This window comes from Allomuricauda sp. M10 (assembly GCF_020782875.1).
GTDB lineage: Bacteria > Bacteroidota > Bacteroidia > Flavobacteriales > Flavobacteriaceae > Flagellimonas.
This window is the reverse complement of record NZ_JAJGBN010000006.1, coordinates 16,003-39,226: the sequence shown is the minus strand read 5'-3', so window position 1 is coordinate 39,226 and position 23,224 is coordinate 16,003. Positions and strand designations below refer to the sequence as shown.

The 23,224-nt window shown below is 44.6% G+C and carries 23 protein-coding genes; 11 read left to right on the top strand and 12 right to left on the bottom strand.

The features are described from left to right. Positions 1 to 30 precede the first annotated feature (30 nt). The 3 genes from LKX84_RS14660 (at position 31) to LKX84_RS14650 (ending at position 2,358) form a co-directional block, all read left to right on the top strand. Positions 31 to 1,821, top strand: a complete 1,791-nt coding sequence (locus tag LKX84_RS14660; protein WP_228237898.1) for a chloride channel protein — start codon at positions 31 to 33, stop codon at positions 1,819 to 1,821. After that, a complete protein-coding gene (locus tag LKX84_RS14655; protein WP_228237897.1) occupies positions 1,818 to 2,081 on the top strand; it encodes a hypothetical protein in 264 nt (87 codons plus the stop codon). Before LKX84_RS14660 ends, LKX84_RS14655 begins: the two co-directional genes overlap by 4 nt. 82 nt (positions 2,082 to 2,163) lie before the next feature. Continuing rightward, positions 2,164 to 2,358, top strand: coding sequence for a cold-shock protein (locus tag LKX84_RS14650; protein ID WP_163632942.1), 195 nt, complete (start codon positions 2,164 to 2,166; stop codon positions 2,356 to 2,358). 54 nt (positions 2,359 to 2,412) lie between these two features. On the opposite strand, the gene LKX84_RS14645 is transcribed toward LKX84_RS14650, so the two are convergent. After that, positions 2,413 to 2,862 (bottom strand): nucleoside deaminase, encoded by a 450-nt coding sequence (locus LKX84_RS14645; protein WP_228237896.1) that lies wholly within the window; start codon positions 2,860 to 2,862, stop codon positions 2,413 to 2,415. A gap of 50 nt (positions 2,863 to 2,912) precedes the next feature. On the opposite strand from LKX84_RS14645, the gene dxs reads away from it, so the two are divergent. Both dxs and LKX84_RS14635 read left to right on the top strand, forming a co-directional pair. Further along, positions 2,913 to 4,718, top strand: coding sequence for a 1-deoxy-D-xylulose-5-phosphate synthase (gene dxs, locus LKX84_RS14640; protein ID WP_410548884.1), 1,806 nt, complete (start codon positions 2,913 to 2,915; stop codon positions 4,716 to 4,718). Further along, the gene (locus LKX84_RS14635; RefSeq protein ID WP_228237895.1) at positions 4,715 to 5,773 is read left to right on the top strand and encodes a DUF3078 domain-containing protein; all 1,059 of its coding nucleotides are present in this window, start codon (positions 4,715 to 4,717) and stop codon (positions 5,771 to 5,773) included. Before dxs ends, LKX84_RS14635 begins: the two co-directional genes overlap by 4 nt. Here LKX84_RS14635 and dgt read toward each other — a convergent pair. Then, the gene (gene dgt / locus LKX84_RS14630) at positions 5,770 to 7,128 is read right to left on the bottom strand and encodes a dGTP triphosphohydrolase (RefSeq protein ID WP_228237894.1); all 1,359 of its coding nucleotides are present in this window, start codon (positions 7,126 to 7,128) and stop codon (positions 5,770 to 5,772) included. The two genes, LKX84_RS14635 and dgt, sit on opposite strands and share 4 nt — an antisense overlap. A gap of 148 nt (positions 7,129 to 7,276) precedes the next feature. Here dgt and LKX84_RS14625 point away from each other — a divergent pair, with 148 nt between their 5' ends. From LKX84_RS14625 to LKX84_RS14615, 3 genes are read left to right on the top strand one after another with little or no spacing between them, the layout of a single operon-like run. Further along, positions 7,277 to 9,550 carry an inorganic phosphate transporter gene (locus tag LKX84_RS14625; protein WP_228237893.1) on the top strand — a complete coding sequence of 758 codons (2,274 nt, stop codon included), beginning with the start codon at positions 7,277 to 7,279 and terminating at the stop codon, positions 9,548 to 9,550. Positions 9,551 to 9,582: 32 nt separating this feature from the next. Next, the gene (locus tag LKX84_RS14620; RefSeq protein WP_228237892.1) at positions 9,583 to 10,302 is read left to right on the top strand and encodes a DUF6503 family protein; all 720 of its coding nucleotides are present in this window, start codon (positions 9,583 to 9,585) and stop codon (positions 10,300 to 10,302) included. Then, positions 10,302 to 11,405 (top strand): glycoside hydrolase family 130 protein, encoded by a 1,104-nt coding sequence (locus LKX84_RS14615; RefSeq protein WP_228237891.1) that lies wholly within the window; start codon positions 10,302 to 10,304, stop codon positions 11,403 to 11,405. The genes LKX84_RS14620 and LKX84_RS14615 overlap by 1 nt, the downstream gene beginning before the upstream one ends. Before the next feature lie 3 nt (positions 11,406 to 11,408). On the opposite strand, the gene nadD is transcribed toward LKX84_RS14615, so the two are convergent. From nadD to LKX84_RS14585, 6 genes are all read right to left on the bottom strand, one after another. Then, positions 11,409 to 11,993 carry a nicotinate (nicotinamide) nucleotide adenylyltransferase gene (gene nadD, locus LKX84_RS14610; protein ID WP_228237890.1) on the bottom strand — a complete coding sequence of 195 codons (585 nt, stop codon included), beginning with the start codon at positions 11,991 to 11,993 and terminating at the stop codon, positions 11,409 to 11,411. A 3-nt stretch (positions 11,994 to 11,996) separates the two neighbouring features. Further along, on the bottom strand, positions 11,997 to 12,596 hold the full coding sequence (gene gmk / locus LKX84_RS14605; RefSeq protein WP_228237889.1) for a guanylate kinase: 600 nt from the start codon (positions 12,594 to 12,596) through the stop codon (positions 11,997 to 11,999). After that, positions 12,593 to 13,450 carry a YicC/YloC family endoribonuclease gene (locus LKX84_RS14600; protein ID WP_228237888.1) on the bottom strand — a complete coding sequence of 286 codons (858 nt, stop codon included), beginning with the start codon at positions 13,448 to 13,450 and terminating at the stop codon, positions 12,593 to 12,595. The genes gmk and LKX84_RS14600 overlap by 4 nt, the downstream gene beginning before the upstream one ends. Positions 13,451 to 13,536: 86 nt before the next feature. Further along, complete coding sequence (locus LKX84_RS14595) at positions 13,537 to 14,247, bottom strand: DUF1080 domain-containing protein (protein WP_228238225.1); 711 nt, start codon at positions 14,245 to 14,247, stop codon at positions 13,537 to 13,539. Between the two features lie 43 nt (positions 14,248 to 14,290). Further along, entirely contained in the window at positions 14,291 to 15,028 is a 738-nt protein-coding gene (locus LKX84_RS14590; protein WP_228237887.1) for a DUF1080 domain-containing protein, read from the bottom strand. Beyond that, the gene (locus tag LKX84_RS14585) at positions 15,025 to 16,077 is read right to left on the bottom strand and encodes a sugar phosphate isomerase/epimerase family protein (RefSeq protein WP_228237886.1); all 1,053 of its coding nucleotides are present in this window, start codon (positions 16,075 to 16,077) and stop codon (positions 15,025 to 15,027) included. The genes LKX84_RS14590 and LKX84_RS14585 overlap by 4 nt, the downstream gene beginning before the upstream one ends. A 159-nt stretch (positions 16,078 to 16,236) precedes the next feature. Here LKX84_RS14585 and LKX84_RS14580 point away from each other — a divergent pair, with 159 nt between their 5' ends. After that, a complete protein-coding gene (locus tag LKX84_RS14580) occupies positions 16,237 to 16,701 on the top strand; it encodes an ASCH domain-containing protein (protein ID WP_228237885.1) in 465 nt (154 codons plus the stop codon). A gap of 42 nt (positions 16,702 to 16,743) precedes the next feature. On the opposite strand, the gene LKX84_RS14575 is transcribed toward LKX84_RS14580, so the two are convergent. Genes LKX84_RS14575 through LKX84_RS14560 form a run of 4 tightly spaced genes read right to left on the bottom strand, consistent with a single transcriptional unit; the run spans position 16,744 to position 20,605 of the window. Continuing rightward, entirely contained in the window at positions 16,744 to 17,880 is a 1,137-nt protein-coding gene (locus LKX84_RS14575; RefSeq protein WP_228237884.1) for a Gfo/Idh/MocA family protein, read from the bottom strand. Between the two features lie 13 nt (positions 17,881 to 17,893). Next, positions 17,894 to 19,123 (bottom strand): nucleoside permease, encoded by a 1,230-nt coding sequence (locus LKX84_RS14570; RefSeq protein ID WP_228237883.1) that lies wholly within the window; start codon positions 19,121 to 19,123, stop codon positions 17,894 to 17,896. Between the two features lie 19 nt (positions 19,124 to 19,142). Next, a complete protein-coding gene (locus LKX84_RS14565; protein ID WP_228237882.1) occupies positions 19,143 to 19,586 on the bottom strand; it encodes a DinB family protein in 444 nt (147 codons plus the stop codon). A 20-nt stretch (positions 19,587 to 19,606) separates the two neighbouring features. Then, positions 19,607 to 20,605, bottom strand: coding sequence for a sugar phosphate isomerase/epimerase family protein (locus LKX84_RS14560; protein WP_228237881.1), 999 nt, complete (start codon positions 20,603 to 20,605; stop codon positions 19,607 to 19,609). A gap of 136 nt (positions 20,606 to 20,741) precedes the next feature. Here LKX84_RS14560 and LKX84_RS14555 point away from each other — a divergent pair, with 136 nt between their 5' ends. Then, positions 20,742 to 22,460, top strand: coding sequence for a GMC oxidoreductase (locus tag LKX84_RS14555; protein ID WP_228237880.1), 1,719 nt, complete (start codon positions 20,742 to 20,744; stop codon positions 22,458 to 22,460). Next, a complete protein-coding gene (locus LKX84_RS14550) occupies positions 22,460 to 23,113 on the top strand; it encodes a gluconate 2-dehydrogenase subunit 3 family protein (protein WP_228237879.1) in 654 nt (217 codons plus the stop codon). The genes LKX84_RS14555 and LKX84_RS14550 overlap by 1 nt, the downstream gene beginning before the upstream one ends. Positions 23,114 to 23,224 lie beyond the last annotated feature (111 nt).

The window sequence follows — 23,224 nt, the reverse complement described above, 5'->3', positions numbered from 1 at the left end:
CAAGTCGGGATTTTTTTGATTTTAACATCAATGGGACATAAAAAATCTTGGTTGACAAAATTTTTAGTTTGGCGCGCCAAACATATCTCTCATAGACAATTTGTGGTCATTTTGAGTATTCTTGTGGGCTTCACCTCAGGAATGGGAGCCGTTATGCTCAAAAACCTGACCCACTTTTTTCAACATTTGATGGAAGGCAAATTAGTGGAATACTATCATCAAGCCTTTTATTTTGTTTTTCCCATTATCGGCTTGGCGCTGGTACGCATCATAATTAAATATGTGATTCGTAACAAGGTTAGCCACGGTATCCCCTCTACCCTTTATGCCATTTCCAAAAGAAAAGGAATCATGGACAGATACCAAATGTTCGGTTCGCTCCTAACAGCGCCAATAACAGTAGGTTTTGGTGGGTCCGTTGGGTTGGAAGGTCCAACGGTTGCCACTGGTGCTGCCATTAGCTCCAACATTGCCAGGGCCTTGCATTTGAACCATGCCACTAGAATTTTGTTGATCAGCTGTGCATGTGCCGGGGCTTTGTCCTCCATTTTTAAGGCACCCATCGCTGCGATTGTATTTGCCATTGAGGTTTTTAGTCTGGATTTGACTCTAGCGTCCCTCCTTCCCTTATTGTTGGCCTCGTTGTCCGCTATCATCACTTCCTATTTCTTTTTTGGGAACGATGCTTTGTTACCATTCAAGATAGTGGATGGTTTTACCATTTCCGATGTCCCCTTTTATATGATTTTAGGAGTGTTCGGAGGCATCACTTCCATCTACTTTACAGAAGTGTATACCCGTGTTCAGAAGTTTTTCGACAAACTCGGTTCTCCTATCCAAAAATTGTTGTTGGGTGGAGTGGTCATTGGGGTTTTGGTATTCTTGGTTCCACCTCTTTATGGTGAAGGTTTCGATACCATGAACAACCTGGTACAAGGCAATACCGATGCCGTTTTGGAGAACAACATCTTGAATCTAGACTTAAACAACGGCTGGTCTGTTATCTTACTCTTGGCCGGTTTGGTCGCTTTTAAGATTGTAGCCAGTGCCCTCACATTTGGTGCAGGTGGCGTTGGCGGTATATTTGCCCCTACCCTTTTCATGGGCAGCCTTATGGGCAATTGTGTTGCCAAGTTCATCAACCATTTGGGCATTTTTAAGAATATGGTTTCCGAAAGTAATTTTACCCTTGTTGGCATGACAGGTCTGATGGCAGGAGTACTTCATGCCCCGTTGACGGCCATCTTCCTTATTGCTGAAGTTACGGGGGGATATGAACTCTTCATTCCATTGATGGTGACCGCTGCCATTTCATATGCCCTTGCACGGTATATTCACCCACACTCCGTATATGCTATGGAATTGGCCAGAAAAGGGGAACTTATCACCCATAACAAGGATCATGCAGTCTTGATGTTCATGGAAATGGACAAAGTGATCGAAAAGAACTTTTTGCCCGTATACCCTAAAATGAATTTGGGCGATATTGTACACAAAGTGGTCACCCAATCCACACGGAACATTTTTCCTGTGATCCACGAAAAAAAAGGGACTTTGTTGGGTATTATTTTGATGGACGACATACGGCCCATCATGTTTGATCAAACCATGTATGATACGGTAACGGCAACCGATGTAATGCAGACCCCGCCGAGCATCATTGACCTGGATGTGGATAAAATGGCGGATGTAATGAAGAAATTTCAGGATAGTGGCGCATGGAACCTTCCTGTGGTGAAGGATGGCAAATACGAAGGATTTATTTCCAAATCTAAATTGCTCACGGCCTACCGAAGGGAGCTCATCAATTATACGCAATGAAAATCATCGTCAGATATATCGTTCTTCTAGTGGTCATAGCTTCATTGGCAAGCATCATATATGGTTTAACCATTGAGGAGAATGAACCCGTACCAGCCCAGAAATTCATTGGCGGAGGCACTGTAGGATTGTTTTTGGTGGCCATGCCGCTTTTCTTGTTTAACGAGAGTAAAGGCAAAAACATGAAAGATTACATGCTCACCAAGGAAAATATTAAGAAAATGCAAAATATTGATCGTAAAAACCCTGATACTCAATAATTTTCAAAAGATTTAATCTTCAATTTATCCAACGGGCCATAAAAAATCCTACATTAGTACTTTAACATTTTATTTTTTTTTAATGACTGGTACAGTAAAATTTTTTAATGATTCCAAAGGTTACGGTTTCATAACCAACGATGAAACAGGAAAAGACATTTTCGTTCATGTTACTGCATTGAACGGAGTGGAACTGAACGAAGGTGACAAAGTAGAATACATAGAAGAAGACGGCAGAAAAGGCGTGGTTGCTTCCAAAGTGAAGGTAATCAGATAACAATATTTTATTTTGATTTATTTTTAGGACCCTGGCGCTGCCAGGGTTTTTTATTTAGTTCAGGTTTCTTCGCTGGATAAAAAATCGCTTCAGTAATTCCGAAGATTCATTTTCCAAAATCCCGCTGACCACTTCGGTCTTGGGGTGCAAGTGCCCCCCTACCACATTGAAACCGCGTTCCAAATCCGGGGCCCCATACACTACTTTCGATATTTGACTCCAATACAACGCCCCGGCACACATTTGGCAGGGTTCCAACGTCACATAAAGGGTACACCCATGAAGGTATTTTCCCCCTAAAAAATTAGATGCAGCCGTAATGGCCTGCATTTCGGCATGGGCGGTAACATCCTTTAAACGTTCGGTAAGGTTATGTGCCCTTCCAATGATCCTATTGTTCACCACTACCACAGCTCCGACCGGTACTTCGCCATTTTCAAAGGCGGTTTCTGCCTCTTGAAGCGCCTTTTTCATGAAATAGGTATCATCGAACGGATTTTCCACAATCTTTTTTACATTTTTGAAGACATGGCTAAGCTACGCATAAAAAAATTTTGAGCAGAATCGGTACTTTTGTTTTTTATCCATTGGAAAAGCTGCTAACACATATCAATTTCCCCGCCGACCTCAAAAAATTGACTGTGGATGAGTTGCCCCAACTTGCCCAGGAACTTCGGGATTTTATTATTGATATCGTTTCTACCAAGGAAGGTCATTTAGGAGCCAGTTTAGGAGTGGTGGAGTTGACCATTGCCCTGCATTATGTTTTTGACACCCCCAACGACAAACTGATTTGGGATGTGGGCCACCAGGCCTATGGTCACAAAATCTTGACCGGCAGAAAAGAAATCTTTGAAACCAACAGGCAGTTAGGGGGTATCAGTGGTTTTCCCAAACGAAGTGAAAGTGTGTATGATGATTTTGGAACAGGGCATAGCTCTACAGCTATTTCTGCCATTTTGGGCATGGCCATGGCCTCCAAATTGAAGGGGGATTCCCAAAAGCAACATGTTGCCGTGGTAGGCGATGCTTCCATTGCCAGCGGAATGGCTTTTGAAGGTTTGAACCATTTGGGGGTTACCGATGTGAATGCCCTCATCATCTTGAATGACAACGCCATCGGCATAGACCCTAGTGTTGGGGCGCTTAAAAAATACCTCACCAATGTAAAAGCGGGTACCGCCAAGGACGAGAACATCTTTGAATGCCTTAACCTCAACTATTCCGGACCTATTGATGGCCATGATGTACAGGCTTTGGTAAGCGAATTGGAACGCCTGAAAAAAGTGCCCGGGCCTAAATTGTTGCATATCATTACCACCAAAGGAAAGGGATTAAAAAAGGCCGAAGAAGACCAAGTAGTGTACCATGCCCCAGGCAAATTTGATAAACATACTGGGGAACGGGTAAAAAAATCGAATGGTGCTGAACCACCCAAGTACCAAGATGTCTTTGGGCACACTTTGGTTGAATTGGCCAAGAAGAACCTGAACATTGTGGGCATCACTCCCGCCATGCCAACCGGAAGTTCCCTAAAGTTCATGATGGACGAGCTACCAGACCGTGCCTTTGATGTAGGCATTGCAGAACAACATGCCGTTACCCTGGCAGCAGGCATGGCCACGCAAGGATTGGTGCCTTTTTGCAACATTTATTCCACTTTTTTACAACGTGCCTATGATCAGGTCATCCATGATGTGGCCCTTCAAAAATTACCGGTCATCTTTTGTTTGGACCGTGCCGGATTGGTGGGCCAGGATGGACCTACTCATCATGGCGTTTTTGATATCGCCTATTTAAGATGCATCCCAAACATGGTCGTATTTGCTCCCATGGACGAAATGGAACTTCGAAATATCATGTATACTGCTCAGTTGGGGTTACATGGTCCCATTGCCATACGTTATCCTAGGGGCAACGGGGCAAACCTTAATTGGCGAAATGGGTTCGAAAAGATTGAAATGGGCACCGCCAGGTGTTTGAAGGAAGGGTCCAAAGTGGCCATTTTAACCCTGGGCCATGTGGGAAATGAGATAAAAATCCTGATCGAATCGTTAAAAAATCCTGAATTGGTGGCACATTTCGATATGCGGTTCGCAAAACCATTGGACAGAAACGTGCTACGTACTATTTTTGAAAAATATGAGCAGATCGTTACTGTGGAAGACGGATGCATGACCGGAGGGTTTGGATCTGCAGTACTTGAATTTGCAAATGAAGAAGGGTATTCAAAACCTGTTAAGATTTTTGGTGTTCCGGACCGTTTTGTTGAACAAGGAACAATACCAGAAACCCAAAAGCTGGCTGGTATGGATTTTGATACCCTATTTTCCTTTATACAATCAACCCTAGACCAATGAGGATATTTTGCTTGCTGATCCTTTTACTCACCGTTTCCTTTTCCGCCAGTGCCCAAATCAGTAGATTAAAAGTTTTTGAACCCGACAGTGTGAACAACGGATTCAAGATTGTGCGCATTAAGGACGTAAAGTTGAAATACCTCCCCAGGAGTGCCAAACTTACGGATCCAAGGGCCGTTTTGAACAGGGTAAAACCGTTGAGCAAATGGTATAAGCGTTTTGTACCTACATCGTTCTGGAAAAAGGAAAACCAATTCGGACTCAACATCAATGAAGTTTCCTTTGTGAACTGGAACGCAGGGGGTGACAATTCGGTTTCGGCACTGGCGAGTGCCCGGTTTACCAGAAACTATAAGTTCCGGTACCTCAATTGGGAAAACGAAGCCACTTTCCGATATGGCATGAATGCCCAGGAAGGTAGGAAACTCAGAAAAACGGATGACCAGATCAAACTGGCCTCAACCATCAGTTTTAGGAAGGATACCATTACCAACTGGTATTATTCGGTGAAGGCCACCTTCAACACCCAATTTTCAAATGGTTTTTCATACCCAAATCGGGTAAATCCCATTTCAAGGTTTATGTCACCGGGGTATTTGTTTGCGGGTATGGGTACCTCTTACATCACCCCGGATAACAAATTCAACCTGTACATTTCACCAGCAACCATGAAATCAACTTTTGTACTGGATGATATGCTTTCCAGCCAAGGTGCCTTCGGGGTAGACAAAGGCGAAAAGGTTTTTCTGGAACTCGGTTTTTCTATCACCAATTCTTTGGAAAAGGAAATTTTGAAAAACGTCATTTTGAAGCATACCATTTCGCTGTATACCGATTATGTTCGAAGTTTTGGCAATATAGATGTGAACTGGGAAACCAACTTCAACCTAAAGGTCAATGACCACATAAATGCCAATATTGGCACCCACCTTATTTTTGACGACGACATTAAGTTTGATGAGGTAGTGGATGCTGATGGGAATATCATCGACCCAGGAATTTCTAGAATCCAGTTCAAGCAATTGTTGGGACTCGGGCTTATCTACAACTTTTAAACCTTTCTCCCGGTAAGTTTATCGTGGATGTGTACCGCGGCACTGTCCGAAAGACTTGCCACAAAACAACTGGTGTCCAACAAAATTTTATAGACCGATGTTTCGGTATTGCGGTACATTTCAGGAAGACTTTTGATCAATAACCGGTCATAATTGGTAGCATTTCCCTGTTTGGTATTGATTAAGGCCGAAGTATACATATCCAAAAGATCGGAAATGATGCGATACCCCGCCAGTTCCTTGTCCACCACCTCGTTGGATTGATAGATCTTGTCCACACTCAAGGCAATGATATCTTTAACCTGGGCCTCATACTTGCCTTTGTCCAACAAAGCGGAATCGAACTCCCCCTTCAAGATCTTGTCCTCATTCTGAACAAAAACCTCAACGGCATCCTGGATCAGCGTATTGATGGCCAAAGCCCTCAAATAACTCAACCGATCACTGGAGTTGGTCATGGCGTTGTACTTTTTGGTGTTGATGTTGGCCTTTACCAAATTGATCAAATACTCCATCGCATATTCTTCGGGTACAAGCCCCAAATTGATTCCGTCCTCAAAATCGATGATGGTATAACAAATGTCATCTGCGGCCTCAACCAAATAGGTCAAGGGATGCCTAAAAAATCCAGTATTGGGGTTATGGGGATTGGGCAATAATCCAATCTCATTGGCCACTTCCATAAAAAACTCCTTTTCGGATTGAAAGTAACCGAACTTCTTATCGGCAATATGTTTGGATGGCTTTTTGGGCAAAGATGCCTTGGGATATTTCATAAACGCTCCCAAAGTGGCATAGCTCAATCGAAGGCCACCGGGAACCCCACTTCTGGATTCCGTGAGTAATTTGAAACCGTTGGCATTCCCTTCAAAATCGATTAGATCTTGGTATTCTTCTGCTAAAAGTTCTGCTTCATATTTGGACCCGGCACCATTCTTAAAATAGTTGCCGATGGCTTTCTCCCCACTGTGCCCAAAGGGTGGGTTACCAATATCGTGCGCCAAGGCAGCTGCTGCCACAATGGCTCCAAAATCATTAAAATGGTAACCATCCATGGCTGCCAATGACGGGTATTTGGTCAATATTTGTTGCCCGGCGATCCTTCCCAAACTTCTGCCCACTACTGAAACTTCCAAACTGTGGGTAAGACGGGTGTGCACAAAATCTTTGTTGGAACCAACACTGATGGGCATGGGCACCACTTGGGTCTTATCCTGTAAACTGCGGAATGCCGATGAGAAGATGATTCGGTCATAATCCACCTCAAAGCCCAATCGGGTCTCGTTCTGTTCTTTTCGCAATCGCTTTGCTGTATCTCCGTGACGTCTTAAAGAAAGTAACTGTTCCCAGTTCATGTTGTATGCATTTATGGCGAAGATATATCAAATCGATAACCTGTGCTTTCCGCACGGAAAATATTGATACTTTTAAGGCAGTATTTGGTAACCTTTTGTTAACCTTATTGCGGATTTATAGTGGCATTTTTGTCATATTTCTGAAAGAATGGGGGAGAATATCTACATTTTCATGGTTGTTGCACTTGGCATTTTGGCAATAACCGATTTGGTGGTCGGCGTAAGCAACGATGCCGTTAACTTCTTAAATTCCGCCATTGGCTCTAAAGCATTGTCTTTCAAGACGGTAATGATCGTAGCCAGTGTCGGTATAGCATTCGGTGCCGTTTCATCCAGTGGAATGATGGAGGTTGCCAGAAAGGGAATCTTTAATCCCGGGGAGTTTGTTTTTGAAGAGATCATGTTCATCTTTATGGCGGTCATGATCACGGATATCCTGTTGTTGGATTTCTTCAACACCTTGGGAATGCCGACTTCAACAACCGTTTCCATCGTTTTTGAATTGTTGGGTGCATCAGTTGCCATTTCCCTTTATAAGATTGCCGAAGCAGGAGGAGGTTTCTCCGATTTGATTACCTATATCAATACGGACAAAGCCGCCGAAATCATTTTTGGAATCCTGCTCTCCGTCTTCATTGCATTTACGGTCGGGGCCTTGGTACAGTTTGTCTCCAGGGTTTGGGTTTCTTTTGATTTTAAATCAAAATCGAAATGGATCGAATCCATTTTTGGTGGTTTGGCCATTACCGCGATTATATATTTCATTTTGGTGAAAGGTCTTAAAAGTGCTGCCTTGTTGGAAGGTTCCTTCTCCGACTTTGTAGCCAATCAACCGGAACTTTTTCTTTTGGGGAACCTTGTATTATGGACCGTGGTATCGTACCTCTTGGCCACCATGGCACGATTGAACATCTATAAATTGGTCATCGCTTTTGGAACTTTTGCCTTGGCCATGGCCTTTGCAGGAAACGACCTGGTGAACTTTATAGGAGTGCCCATTGCCGCGCTGCAGTCGTACCAAGATTGGCAAGCATCCGGAATTGCACCTGCCGATTTTAATATGAGCGGGCTTTCTGCTGCCGTACGCACCCCAACTTTATTGTTGTTGATTTCGGGTGCTGTGATGATCTTGACCCTTTGGTTTTCATCCAAGGCCAAAGGAGTTGTAAAAACCAGTGTAGACCTTGCCAGACAGGACGAAGGGGATGAAAGGTTCCAACCGAATTACCTGTCCCGTCAAATCGTAAAATTGAGCATTGCGGCCTTTGAAACCCTTTCAAAAGTTATCCCTCCGGCATTGCAAAGTAGAATAGACAAGCAATTTGTGATTCCTTATACCTTCGTACCCAAGAGCAAGGTGCAAGATATGCCCGCATTCGACTTGGTGCGTGCTTCCGTAAACTTAATGGTGGCCAGTATCCTTATTTCCATGGCCACGTCCATGAAATTGCCCTTGTCCACCACCTATGTAACCTTTATGGTGGCGATGGGTTCCTCCTTGGCCGATAGAGCTTGGGGTGCCGAAAGTGCCGTATACCGCGTTGCCGGGGTGTTGAACGTAATCGGTGGATGGTTCTTTACCGCATTGAGTGCCTTTATTGCTTCTGCTATCATTGCGTATATTCTGTTCATCGGCAAATTCATTGCCTTGGCCATTATGTTGGTTGCCGCTGCTGCCATTTTGCTCCGCAACTATTTATCGCACAACAAAAAATCGAAAGAAATCAAGGCCGAAGACAGTCTGAGACGTGCCGAAAGTAGTTCCATTCAAGGGGTGATTGAAGAAAGTGCCGCCAATATTGCCAATGTGGTAAAACGAAGCAATCGAATCTACACCAATTCCATCAACGGGTTGGCCAAACATGACCTCGATTTCTTGAAGAAAAACAAAAAGCAGAGCAACAAACTTTCCGAAGAAATTGATGACCTGAGAAACCACACGTTTTATTTCATCAAAAATTTGGATGAGGCCCACGTGGGAGCTAGTAACTTCTATATCAATGCCATGGGGCATTTGAATGATATGTCCCAATCTTTGGAATACATTGGGAAAGTGAGCTTTAACCATGTTCATAACAATCACAAAAAGCTCAAATACAACCAGATCAAGGAGCTAAAGGAAATCGATCAAAAGCTTGAGGAGATATTCGACAAGACCCAAAAGGCCTTTGAAGAACGTTCCTTCCAGCAAATCGGAGCCATTCTGAGCACCAAACAGGATCTTTACGATATGGTCTCCCAAAAGATAGATCGTCAGGTATCCCGCACCAGGACCGAAGAATCAAGCCCCAAGAACACTACGCTTTATTTTTCCATTTTAATGGAAAGTAAGGACTTGATCACCGCCATGATGGACCTTTTGGAACTGTATTATGCGGAGCATGACAGCACCGTTACCCCGGCCAAGATCGAGAAGAAATAAAGTGGTATCTTTCCTATCAGATTACTTTTGATATGAAAAGATTTTACCTTGCCCTTTTGGCGACATCCTTGTTGCCCATAAACGGAATGAAGGCACAACAAACTGCGGATCAAGTACTCGGCAAGGCCATTGCCTTTCATGATCCCAATGGAAACTGGCGCAGCTTGAATACTATTTTTACTGTGGTGATGACCACGCCTGAAAAACCCACCCGTACCAGCACCATCAAGGTGGATTTCCCCCATAATTCCTTCAACCTAAAAGTAGAACAAGGTGGCGACACCTATACCTACAACCTAAACGGGGAAAACTGTACCATCACCTTGAACGGAAGTGAAAACATTTCCAAAGCGGATGCCGAAAAATTTCGGTTGGATTGCAAACGGGGCGATTTCATGAAAAATTACTACACCTATCTATATGGGCTTCCCATGAAATTAAAAGATCCTGGCACTCTTTTGGATCCCAAAGTCCAGAAAAAAACTTTTAAGGGAAAGGAATATTTGGTCCTTAAAGTTACCTATGATGCAGAGGTAGGTACCGATGATTGGTATTTTTATTTCGACCCGAAAAGTTACGCATTGGAAGTCTATCAGTTTTACCACGATGAGGCCAAAAATGATGGGGAATATATCTTGTTGGAAGGTTTGGAAGACATTAACGGCATCAAAATGCCTAAGACCAGAGCTTGGTACGTGAACAAAGACAACAAATATTTGGGAACGGACACCCTTGAAAAATCCAGTAAATAATGAAATACGCCTTTTTATTCTCCTGCTGTTTGGCTTCATGTTCCCTATTTGCCCAGTCTTTGGAAAAAAGTTGGATGTTGGGTCCATTTGTCCGCCCTGCAGATGCACAACCCGTACTCCAGAAAGATGAAACCTCTGTTTTCACAGATCCTATTACCCAAACCACTGCGCATTGGGAATCCATGGCAACCTTTAACCCAGCGGCCATCGTAAAAAATGACTCTATTGTGGTGTTGTACAGGGCAGAGGAAAAATTGGGTGAAAAGGAAATTGGCGGTCACCGATCCCGAATCGGAATGGCAGCTTCTAGTGACGGTTTCCAATTTTCCAAGAGATCCTCGCCGGTATATTATCCAAATGAAGATGGGCAAAAACAAAATGAGTGGCCCGGTGGCACCGAAGATCCTAGGATCGTTCAGACCGAAGATGGGCTTTATGTATTAACGTATACCCAGTGGAACCGCGAAGTTCCCAAATTGGCTGTGGCCACTTCCAAAGACCTTATCCATTGGGAAAAACATGGTCCGGTATTTCAAGATCACCGGAATGGACTGTACTTGGATCTTGAAACTAAATCCGGTGCAATCGTAACCGAACTCAAGAATGGAAAATTGGTGGCCGCCAAAATTCAGGGGAAATATTGGATGTATTATGGCGTACCCCATATTTGGCTCGCCAGTTCTACAGACTTGATCCATTGGGAGCCTTTGGAAACCCACGAGGACAAACTTGCTCCCGTTTTAAGCCCTAGGCCGGGTTATTTTGATTCGTGGTTAGTGGAAGCTGGTCCACCACCAATTGTAACGGATAAGGGTATTGTGGTGCTTTACAACGCAGGTAACTCACAGAATGTTGGTGTGAAAGATTTGGGCAACAGGGTTTATACAGGTGGACAGGCCCTTTTTGATGCCAACGAACCTTGGAAGATGCTCGATCGCACGGATGAACCCTTCATCAAACCAGAACTACCTTTTGAAAAATCTGGCCAGTATGTAGATGGTACCACCTTTTTGGAGGGATTTGTGTTCTATAAGGGTACTTGGTTTTTGTATTATGGTACCGCGGACAGTATGGTTGGGGTGGTTTCGGCAAAAATGGAATAATTCCTATCGATAAAAATTCATCTCATCCATATATTTCCAAACAGCATCAGGCAGTAGTGGACGGACATTTTTCCCTTCATGGTGGGCGTTCCGGATAAAAGTAGAAGATATTTCCATGATAGGCGCATCCACTTTAATTATTTTTGGGTTGCCTTTGAATTCATGCTCAACTTCACCCTGGGAAACCCTGGGATACACATAAATGTCATGTAACTCTAAAATAGCCTCGTAGTTTTTCCATTTATGGAAACTCTTCAAGTTGTCCTCCCCCATGATCAATGAAAATTGATGGTCCTTCCCATATTTCTCCTCCAAATGCACCAAGGTATCCACTGTATAATTGGGTTTGGGCAAATCGAACTCTATAGTACTTGGTTTAAGTTTTGGATAGTCCTGTACCGCTTCGTAGACCATTTGGTAGCGGTGGTGGTCATCTAGAAGCGATTGTTTGGTCTTAAAGGGGCTTTGTGGTGTAATGACGAACCAAACCTCATCCAGATTGGAAAACTCCACCAAATGGTTCGCAATGACCAAATGACCAATATGTATAGGGTTGAAGGTCCCGAAAAAGAGCCCTACCTTTTTCATACTTTACTCCTCTTTTGTATCCGGCAATTTGGCTCCCACATATTCGGCAACCAATCGATGTGCCTCATCAAGGGCAACTTCCAGATCATAATTCTTGATGATCTTATCAAATTGCGGTGCCGTGGCCAATTCCACAGAAGCCTTGGCAATTCTCATATTGATCTTGTCCTCACTTTCGGTGCTGCGTTTCTTCAAACGGATCTTGAGTTCGTCCACACTGGGTGGTTTCACAAAAACGGCCAATGTCTTGTCAGGGAATTTTTTCTTGATCCGAAGTCCACCTACCACATCAATATCAAAGATTACATTCTTGCCTTCGGCCCAAAGGCGTTCCACCTCACTCTTCAAGGTTCCGTAAAAATTGTCGCGGTACACTTCTTCCCACTCCAAAAAATCCTCATTCTTAATGTGTCGCTTAAATTCGGAAACAGACATAAAGTAATAGTTGACCCCGTGTTTTTCCTTGCCCCTTCGCGGTCTTGAAGTGGCAGAAACGGAAAAGGCCAAATTAAGCTCCGGTTGGTTCAACAAGTGCTGCACAATGGTGGTCTTGCCACTACCGGACGGTGCCGAGAATATGATGAGTTTTCCACCTTCCGTCATAGCACATTGAGCATTTGTTCCTTGATCTTTTCCAATTCATCCTTCATTTGCACCACCAATTGTTGCATGGGGGCATAATTGGCCTTGGAACCGATGGTATTGATTTCCCTTCCCATTTCCTGGGCGATGAAGCCCAACTTTTTTCCATTGGAATCGTTGGATTCAAGGGTGGTCTGAAAGTAGTTCAGGTGATTGGCCAAACGTACCTTCTCTTCAGTGATATCGTATTTTTCTAGATAATAGATCAGTTCCTGCTCAAACCGATTATCGTCCAATTCAATTTGAAGGTCGGCCACAGCACGCTCCAAACGCTCGCGTACCGTTCCCAATCGCTCTGGGTCCATGGCATTCACTTTTTCCAACAAGGCATTCAAGGTCCCGATCCTGTCCACAAAATCCTGTTCCAACACCTTTCCCTCTTCGTTCCTAAAATTCACGATTTCGGAAAGGGCCTCTTTCATCGCTTTAAGAATGGCCTCATACTCAGTTTCGTTGATGTCGTCTTTGTCGGTTTTTAAGGTATCGGGCATTCGAAGGGCCAGTTCAAGAAGTTTAATGTCATCGCCATTGGCAATGTTCCTTAACTGCTCCATGTATTTTTTGACCACTCCTTGGTTTACCTCAGCGGTTGTCTCTTCTCCTGTGATTTCCACATAAAGTCCTAGATCGATCTTGCCACGTTCCAGGGTATCGGCGATCATCTTGCGCAATTCCAATTCCTTTTCACGATACGATTGTGGAATTCTTGCGTTGATGTCCAAACTTTTACTGTTGAGCGATTTAAGCTCAATGGTTATTTTTTTGGAAGGAAGCTGTATCACGTGCTTCCCAAAGCCGGTCATGGATTGAATCATAGTTCAAAATAAATTTCGCCAAAGGTAACCAAAATTGCTTTTGGCCCTTTGGCGGTTTTGTATTGTTAAAGCGGTTTGGGAAACGATTACAGTTCCCTTACCCAAATATTTCTGTAGCTTACACGACTGTTATCCCCATGGTCTTGGAGTTTCAATGGCCCTTTGCCATGAACGGGATTCTTAGGCCAACCAATATAAGGTGTGGTTCCCTTGATCTCAACATGATCTTGGATTAAAACACCGTTCTGAATTACCGTAAGCGTTCCCGACTTAACTTTTTGCCCTTTTTCAAAAACAGGTGCATGGTAAATGATGTCATAGGTATTCCAATCCCCTGTTGGTACCGAAGCCATGGCCAAAGGTGTATGCTGCTTGTAAATGGATCCTACTTGGCCGTTTACATAGGTGTCATTATTGTTGTTGTCCAACACCTGAACCTCATATAATCCGGAAATAAAGATGCCACTATTGGCCCTACTTTGTCCCTTACCTTGCACTTCGGCTGGTGAGCTCCATTCGATATGAAGCTGAATGCTACCAAAATTCTGTTTGGTCTGAATGTCTCCCGTTCTGTTGTTCACGGTCATGCTGCCATCTTTGTTCAAGGTCCATTTGGCAGCGGTACTATCTTTGGTACTGATCCAATTATCCAACGATGTACCATCAAAAAGTACAATGGCATCACTCGGTGCAGATCCATTGGTACCTGGGGTCACCTTTGGTGGTACCGGTTCATAAAACTCGGTTTCCTCTGGTTTCGTAGGCTCCACCTCTTGGGCCGAAACATAAAGACCCATAGATAATCCAATGGCTAAAAAGGCAAATTTCAACTTTGTCATTTTATAGTTCTTTTATCTTGATATTTCTGAAAGACACCATATTCCCATGGTCCTGAACTCCCAATTTACCTGTTTTGAAGGCTCCAAAAGCTTCCCAATCCGCAAATTTGGAGTTGGCCACCAATGTATCCCAACCTTCTCCTTCAACCGGGAATTCAACCACTGTGGTACCATTAAGTTTGATGTAGCCTTCATTGGTTTTATGGTTGATCATGATTTCAACGGCATTCCATTCGCCTGCGGGCTTCACCACTTTTGCCGATGGAGACACCATATCGTAAAGAGCCCCGGCCAAACGATCGGTTCCATTTTTGGCATCAGGATGTCTTTCATCGTCCAATACCTGGATTTCAGGTCCTGTGATATAAGGCTCCCCATACTTTTCGTCTTCATTTACGCCCCAAAAGATTCCACTATTTCCGCCTTCGGCAATCTTCCATTCCAACATCAATACAAAATCGGTGAACTCCTTATCGGTCACCAGGTTGTAGTTGGCACCTTCGGGCCTTGTTTCCGGTGGGTAAAGTACCATGGCACCGTCTTCCAATTTCCAAGGTTCGGTCACAGCTCCATTGTTGTAAAAATGCCATCCATCAAAAGAAGTACCATCGAATAGAACGGTCCATTCTGGGGTTTCCACCACCTCCGCCACTTCTTCAGTGACTTCGGTCTCTTCTTTCGGTTTTTCCTTGCAAGCAAAGGTCAGGGCCAAAACGGCCAACACAATTGGTTTTTTCATAATCCTAGTATTCGTTTTAGTTGATTTTTATCTATTTCTGCTCCAGCAAAATCATCGAAGGTTTTGGTTGTTGCCTCAATGATATGATCTTGTATGAATTTGGCTCCCTCACGGGCTCCCTGTTCCGGACTTTTAATACAGCATTCCCATTCCATCACGGCCCAAACATCGCATCCGTATTGGGTCAATTTGGAGAAAATCGTCTTAAAATCGATTTGACCATCCCCAAGAGAACGGTACCTTCCGGCCCTGTCGCCCCAATCGTTATAACCACCAAAAGCCCCTTTCTTACCGGTTGGGTTAAACTCGGAGTCCTTCACATGGAACGCCTTGATGAACTCATGGTAAAAGTCGATGTATTGGATATAATCCAGCTGTTGCAATACAAAATGGCTGGGATCATAAAGGATGTTCACCCGCTTATGGTTGCCCGTAGCGGCCAAAAAGCGTTCAAAGGTATCCCCATCATGCAAGTCTTCCCCTGGGTGGATCTCGTAACACACGTCCACACCCTGTTCATCAAAATGGTTCAATATGGGCAACCATCTGTTGGCGAGTTCTTCAAAGCCCATTTCCACCAATCCGGCAGGACGTTGTGGCCATGGGTGGGCAGTGTGCCAAAGCAAGGCTCCTGAAAACGTGGCATGCGCATTAAGGCCCAATCTTCTACTAGCCGTAGCCGCTTTTTTAACGGTTTCAATGGCCCACTGGGTTCGCTCCTTGGGTTTGCCCTTAAGCGCATCGGGGGCAAAATTGTCGAACATAAGATCATAGGCCGGATGCACGGCAACCAATTGCCCTTGCAGGTGGGTGGAGAGTTCCGTAATCTCCAATCCGTAGGAATTGATCTTTCCCTTGAGTTCGTCACAATAATCTTGACTTTCGGCAGCTTTGTCCAAATCGATTAAAAATGACTCCCAGGTGGGAATCTGAATGCCCTTGTACCCCAAACCTGAGGCCCATTTGCAAAGTCCGTCCAAGGAGTTGAACGGTGGTTGACTGTCCACAAATTGTGCTAAAAAAACAGCCGGTCCTTTTATTGTCTTCATTGAAATTGATTTTTAGGAATTTGCAAATCCTGATTTATTTAGGATTTATCTTCTATATTTAAGAAAAAAACTATGCTAATTTTACATCTCATGTAGTAAGACATAAATATAGGGATTCATTAACAATTAATACAGCATATCTTTCTTTAAATACTACTTATGGAAAATGCCTCTGCCCGAAATCTTTGGGGCGACTTTTTGGACGCCCATCTGGAATTTGCCTCCCAGGAAGCCCCCAAGGTCATACACTTTTGCGATAATGAAAAAGATGCCAACGAATGTGCGGATCTCACCTGCAAGGAAACAAAAAGGGCCACTACACATTCCTTGAAAGGCCTGCAATTGCGTAACGAAAAATTGCCCAAGATCGGGGATTTTTCCGTGGTTACCGATTGGAACGGAAATGCCAAGTGTGTAATCCGGACCACAGGTGTGAAACTGATACCTTACTTCAGTATTCGGGAAGAACATGCTCGAAAAGAAGGCGAAGGGGATAAAAGCCTGGACTATTGGAAAAAGACCCATTGGGACTATTATACGCGTGAGCTTACGCAATTGGGTGCAAGACCAACCGATAGTATGATCGTGGTCTTTGAAGAATTTGAAATGCTCTACAAAAAATAATGGCGGCCAATGGCCGCCATTTCTTTTATGGTTTGATGGAACTTAATCCATATCGATCCAAATATTCCCTTGTTTGTGGGAAGCCACGGTACTCTCGATAAAGTTCAAGCCACGAACCCCGTCCAACATGGTAGGGAACTCGCCACTGTTATATTCTTCACCGCGAATGGCCTTGGCCACGCCCAAATAAATATTGGCCATGGCATCAAAAATACCTTCAGGGTGACCTGGGGGCAATTTGGTGCCATCCAAAGACAATTTGGAATTGTACTGGTGCCCTGGTTTATACACCTGCAACGGCTCTGGGTCGTTTAATTTGTATAGGTAATTCGGATTTTCCTGTTCCCATTTCAATCCACCTTTTTGACCGTAAATGGCTATGGTAAGGTTATTTTCCTCCCCTGTTGCCACTTGGCTGGCCCTGATGACCCCTTTAACGTTTTTATCCATTCGGATAAGGGCAGTGCCGTCCATATCCATCACATTGTCGTCATAGATATAATTAAAATCACACAATACGGACTGTACCTGTAGCCCTGTGGTAAACTCGATCATATTGAAGGCGTGTACCCCAATATCTCCCATACAGGAACTGATACCTGCCTTTTTGGGATCCAATCTCCAAACGGTTGCGCGTTTTTCCTTATCGTGGATGATCGGGTTCATCCAACCTTGGTAATATTGGGCATCCACTTTGTGGACCTTACCAATAACTCCTTCTTTGATCATTTCCCTCATTTGGCGCACCATGGGATACCCGGTATAGGTATGGGTAACCGCAAAAACGGTCCCCGCCTTTTCCAAGGTTTCCTGTAAAATGATGGCTTCCTCATACGTGGTGGTCATGGGTTTTTCACAAATGACATGGAACCCGTTTTCCAACAATTTTTTGGCCATGGGAAAATGCAAAAAGTTGGGTGTTAGAATGGAACATACCTGAATACGTTCGTCCTCTGGGAGTTTCATCTCCTCTTCCACCAAGGTATCAAAATCCTTATAGATCCGGTTGGTGGGCACATCTATCTTTTTTGCAAAATCGAGGTTGGCTTCAAAGTCGGGATTGAAGACGGCCCCTACTATTTCATAATTGTCATTGATGAAGGAAGCTACACGGTGCAACACCCCGATAAGGGAATCCCCACCTCCTCCAAGAATTCCAAGTCTGATTTTTTTTGGCATGTTCTAGTTTTAGTTATGATTTATATTCAATTTTTTCGTTTTTAAAGATCACGGCAAATAATACGAAGACCACCGCGGCAAAAGCAGCTGGGTAAACCCATATTTTCTCCCAGGTATGCGTTCCGTCTTCCAAAAGGAAAGAATCGGTAATCTGTCCTGCAATCCAGAAACCGATCAACATACCCACACCATAGGTGGCCAATGTAATCAACCCTTGGGCCGCACTCTTATATTTTTCACCTGCCTTGGTATCGGTATAGATTTGTCCGGATACAAAGAAGAAATCATAACAGATTCCATGAAGGGCAATACCCAAAATCAGCATAAAGGCCAAATCACCTGAATTTCCGTAAGCGAACATCAGATAACGAACTGTCCAAGCCAACATACCTACCAAAATGGTCTTTTTGAAACCGAACTTGGTGAAAAACATAGGCAACAACAACATAAAGAGTACTTCGGAAGCTTGACCAATGGTCATTTTACCCGTTGGATTGTTCAAGCCAATTTCTGTCAAGAACGGGTTGGCATTCTGATAATAAAAAGCCAGTGGAATACAGATCAATACGGAAGAAATGAAAAACACCAAGAAGTTTTTATCCTTCAAAAGTTTCAAGGCATCCAATCCCAATACATCGGAGATGGTCACTTTTTCACTTTTATCCACTCTTGGTGGTGTCTTGGGCAATGTAAAACTGAAAAGACCTAAAATAGCGGAAGCAATGGCCACCATTAAAAAGGTATTCTTCAACATACCGGCTTCAAGGCTTTCTGGGGAATCCCAAAGGAACACATAGCTGATCACAAGACCTGCAATGATCCACCCAATGGTACCGAACACTCGGATAGGCGAAAATTCCTTGGCTGGATCCTTCATTTGGTTGAAGGAAATGGAATTCACCAAAGCCAGGGTTGGCATATAAAGAATCATATAACCCAACACGTAGGGATAGAACACCGTGAAATCGGTGGTCTGGAACATTTGGTACATCAAAAATGCCCCGATCAAATGAAGCACCCCTAGGATACGTTCCGCATTAAAATACCTATCGGCTATCAATCCAATAATGAAAGGAGCAATGATAGCCCCCCATGATTGGGTTGAAAAGGCTTGGGCAATCTCGCCCCCACTTGCCTTAAGATTGGTCCCCAAAAAGGTTCCCAAGGTTACGAACCAACCGCCCCAAATAAAAAATTCGAGGAACATCATGAAGGACAGTTGAAATTTGGTTTTACTATTCATGTTAAGTATTAGTTAGTAGTTATCGTTTATAATGTACATAATCCAAAGGTTCGGGCACTACCCCGGCATTGCGGAGTTCCATCATGATCTGTGCCCTATGATGGGTAGAATGGTTGATGATATGAAAAAGAATATCCTTCGTTTCATTGGCAAAGGTCCTTCCCTCACTGTTCTCATACCCTACCCGTTTTTCAAAATTATCGGTATTGGAGATAATTTCAAAGGAAGTGCGCTGGTTCTCGTAATGGATATCGTCCCATTTATCGATTTTGTGCATTTCCCAAACCGTATAGGTATTACGAATGCCCATCAATCTGTGGTTCCAGATATGGTGGGCATTCAATATGTGGCTGAAAAGCCGTTCGCATGACTCTGGAACGGTGCCCAAAGTCTTGCATTGTTGAATTATTTTTTTGTTACAATAAAAATTGTAATCGAAGAGCTGCTGCAAAAATCCCTTCATACGCCCTCAGATCAATTGGTTTATTCCAATATTCTTTCTATCAGTTTTTTGGTGGCCAAGATACCTTCTTCCTCGCTCAACACGTTGCCTTCGTATTCCACATCAATATAGCCTGAATACCCGGCATCTTCCATGATCTTGATCATTCTGGCAAAATCGATGGTGGTCTCGTTGCCCTCGGCATCAAAATCGAAGGATTTGCCACTTACCCCTTTGGCATAGGGCATCAATTCCTCTACACCTTTGTATCGGTCATATTCTTCAACACATTTGGATTGGTAGTAGTCCCCAGCTTCCCTTTTGATACAAAAGTTACCAAAATCAGGAAGGGTTCCCACGTTTTCCATGTTCACTTTCTGCATTACCTCAGCCAACAATTTTGCATTGGAGGAAGGACCACCATGGTTTTCAATGATTACATTGATCCCTTTATCCTTGGCGTATGTAGCCAATTGCGTAAGTCCAGATACCGAAGCTGGCACCCATTCTGCTGGGTCTTGGGTACCGTTAAGGTTCACCCTAATGGAATGGCATCCCAAAGCTGCGGCCGCATCTACCCATTTATAGTGGTTTTCCACTGCAGCTTTTCTGGCCGCTTCATCCACATTGGCTAGATCACCTTGGCCATCAACCATGATCAACAGGTTTTCCAAACCATATTTTTCACTTTCTGCCTTGCTCTTGGCTACCCAATTGTTCATGGCTTCTTCCGAGAAATTGGCGGCCTGTAATTCCTTATAATATAAGGCACTTACATATTCCAACCCCTCAAAACCCCATTTGCTGGCTTTTTCGGCAAAGGTGTACGGATCTACCCCACCTTCAAAAATCATCTTATGCATGGACCATTGAGCCAAAGAGATTTTAAGTTCCGGCTTGGAATCTTCCATGGCCATTTCTTCCGACCCAGTTTCTTCGGATGTTTCAGTTTTTGGGTTTGGTTTGCAGGACATAATTCCAAATAGGGCCACAGCAACCAAGGTTAAAATACCATTCTGAGCTAAACTTCTTCTGTTCATATTCTTAGGTTGATTAATTTCAAATAGAATTCAAAAACTATAACGTTATAGTACCGAATTCTCAATAAACATAGGGTTTAAATGTAGAAAATTAATTTAATAATTAATACATTTAGCAAATAAACAATCCGAATAAATGAGTAAATTTTATTACAACGAGGAACAGGAATCCTACGATGCCATCGTGGTCGGTACGGGCATCAGTGGTGGTTGGGCTGCCAAGGAACTGTGCGAGAACGGTCTCAAGACGCTTGTCTTGGAACGCGGTCCCATGGTAAAACACCGTGAGGACTACCCAACGGCCAATATGGACGCTTGGGATTTCCCCCATGCCGGTAGAGCTACTAGAGAAGATGTTAAACAACAGGAAAAACAATCCAGAACGGGTTACACAACAGGTGCCGCTTCCAAGCATTGGTTCGTGAACGATTTGGACCATCCTTATAATGAAACCAAGCGTTTCGATTGGATGCGTGGTTACCATGTGGGCGGACGTTCCATCATGTGGGGTCGCCATAGCTACCGTTGGAGCGATATCGACTTCAGTGCCAATAAAAATGAAGGCATTGCCGTGGATTGGCCGGTACGTTACAAGGACATCGCATCTTGGTACGATAAAGTTGAAAGTTATATTGGTGTCTCAGGAGAATTGTTGGGTTTACCACAATTACCTGACGGACAGTTTGAGCCCATGATGGAACTCAACTGTGTGGAAGATATGGTAAGAGGCAAAGTTGCCGAACATTTTGGTGGTCGTGTGATCACTGCCGGTAGGGTTGCCCACATCAACAGTGATAAAAAATTCGAGGGCGATGGGCGTACCCGTTGCCAGTTCAGGAACCGTTGTGTCAGGGGATGCCCTTTTGGGGCCTACTTCAGCAGTGTTTCTTCAACATTGCCTGCAGCGGAAAGAACCGGAAACATGACATTGAGACCTGATTCCATCGTTCATGAAATCATTTATGACCCCAATACCCAAAAGGCAACGGGCGTCAAGGTCATCGACAGGGAGACCAAGGAGGAGTTCGAGTTCAAGGCCAAGGTAATCTTCCTTTGCGCCTCCGCGATCGCTTCCACTTCCATTTTGATGCAGTCCAGATCCGACAGGTTCCCTAACGGATTGGGGAACGACTCAGGAGAATTGGGCCATAACGTAATGGACCACCATTTCTTGGTAGGTGCAAGCGGTAAATTCGATGGATACGAAGACAAGTTTTACAAAGGAAGAAAGCCGAACGGTATCTACATCCCCAGGTTCAGGAACCTTGGCGGCGATTCCGACATGAAGGACTTTAAACGTGGATACGGATACCAAGGTGGTGCCGGAAGAGGCAATTATGAAGAAATGGTTGCAGAAGCAACCTTCGGTCAAGGATACAAGGACGCTGTTCTTACCCCAGGCGGATGGACCATGAATATGCTTGCTTTTGGAGAAACGCTTCCATACCACGATAACAAGATGACCCTTGATTACGATAAGAAAGATAAGTGGGGACTACCTACCGTTACTTTCGATGCGGAAATCAGGGAGAACGAATACAACATGCGTAAAGACATGCAGGATCAAGCAGTCCAAATGTTGGAAAAAGCAGGCGCCAAGGACATTACTCCTTACGATGCTCCTTACGCTTTAGGCTTGGGTATCCACGAGATGGGCACCGCACGTATGGGCCTCGACCCGAAGACCTCCGTGGTGAACGGGAACAACCAGGTGCACACCTGTAAGAACGTGTACGTGACCGACGGTTCCTTCATGGCCTCGGCCAGCTGCGTGAACCCCTCGCTCACCTACATGGCATTCACTGCAAGGGCCGCCAACCATGCCGCCCAGGAACTCAAAAAAGGAAACATATAATGGAAAGAAGATCAGCACTCAAGAACATGGGGATGGCCTTCGGCTACGCCGTGGCGACCCCTACACTGTTAAGCCTGCTCCAGGGCTGCAAGGACAAGCCCTCCTACGCGGAGTGGGTCCCCGCCTATCTGGACAAGGGACAGGGACAGGCCCTGGCCACCACCCTGGACGTGATCCTTCCCAAGACCGATACCCCCTCGGCCACCGAGGTGAACGTGCACGGCTTCATAGACGCCTACCTTGACCAGGTCATGCCCCTTGACCAGAGGGACTTCACCATGATGAAAATGGGGAAGTTCTACGACAAGGCCCTGGAGGGCTCCGGCAAGACGGAGCTCGCTGAGCTGGCGGCGGCGGACATAGAGCCGGTACTGGCCACCTACCTGAGGAAGCGCACCGACGAGGAGGAAAAGGCACACTCAGAGGCCGTTATGGGCTACATGCAGGCCATCATGCAGGGCGGCGAGGCCACCCTGGACGAGGAAGTGGCGCGCTACACCTTTGCCAACGAGCTCAGGGACCTGGCCACATGGGCCTACAAGTCCTCGGAGAAGGTCGGCGAGGAGGTACTTGCCTACCTGCCCATACCCGGAGAGTACATCGCCTGTGGCGACCTACAGGAACTCACCGGCGGAAAGGCCTGGTCCGAATAGGAAACACGGAACACAACAAAAGGGCCTCCCAACCGGGAGGCCTTTTCTTTTGAATACATCCAAAAAAAATACCTCGGATGGTTCTGTTGTGGGGTGAACCTTTTCCGAGGC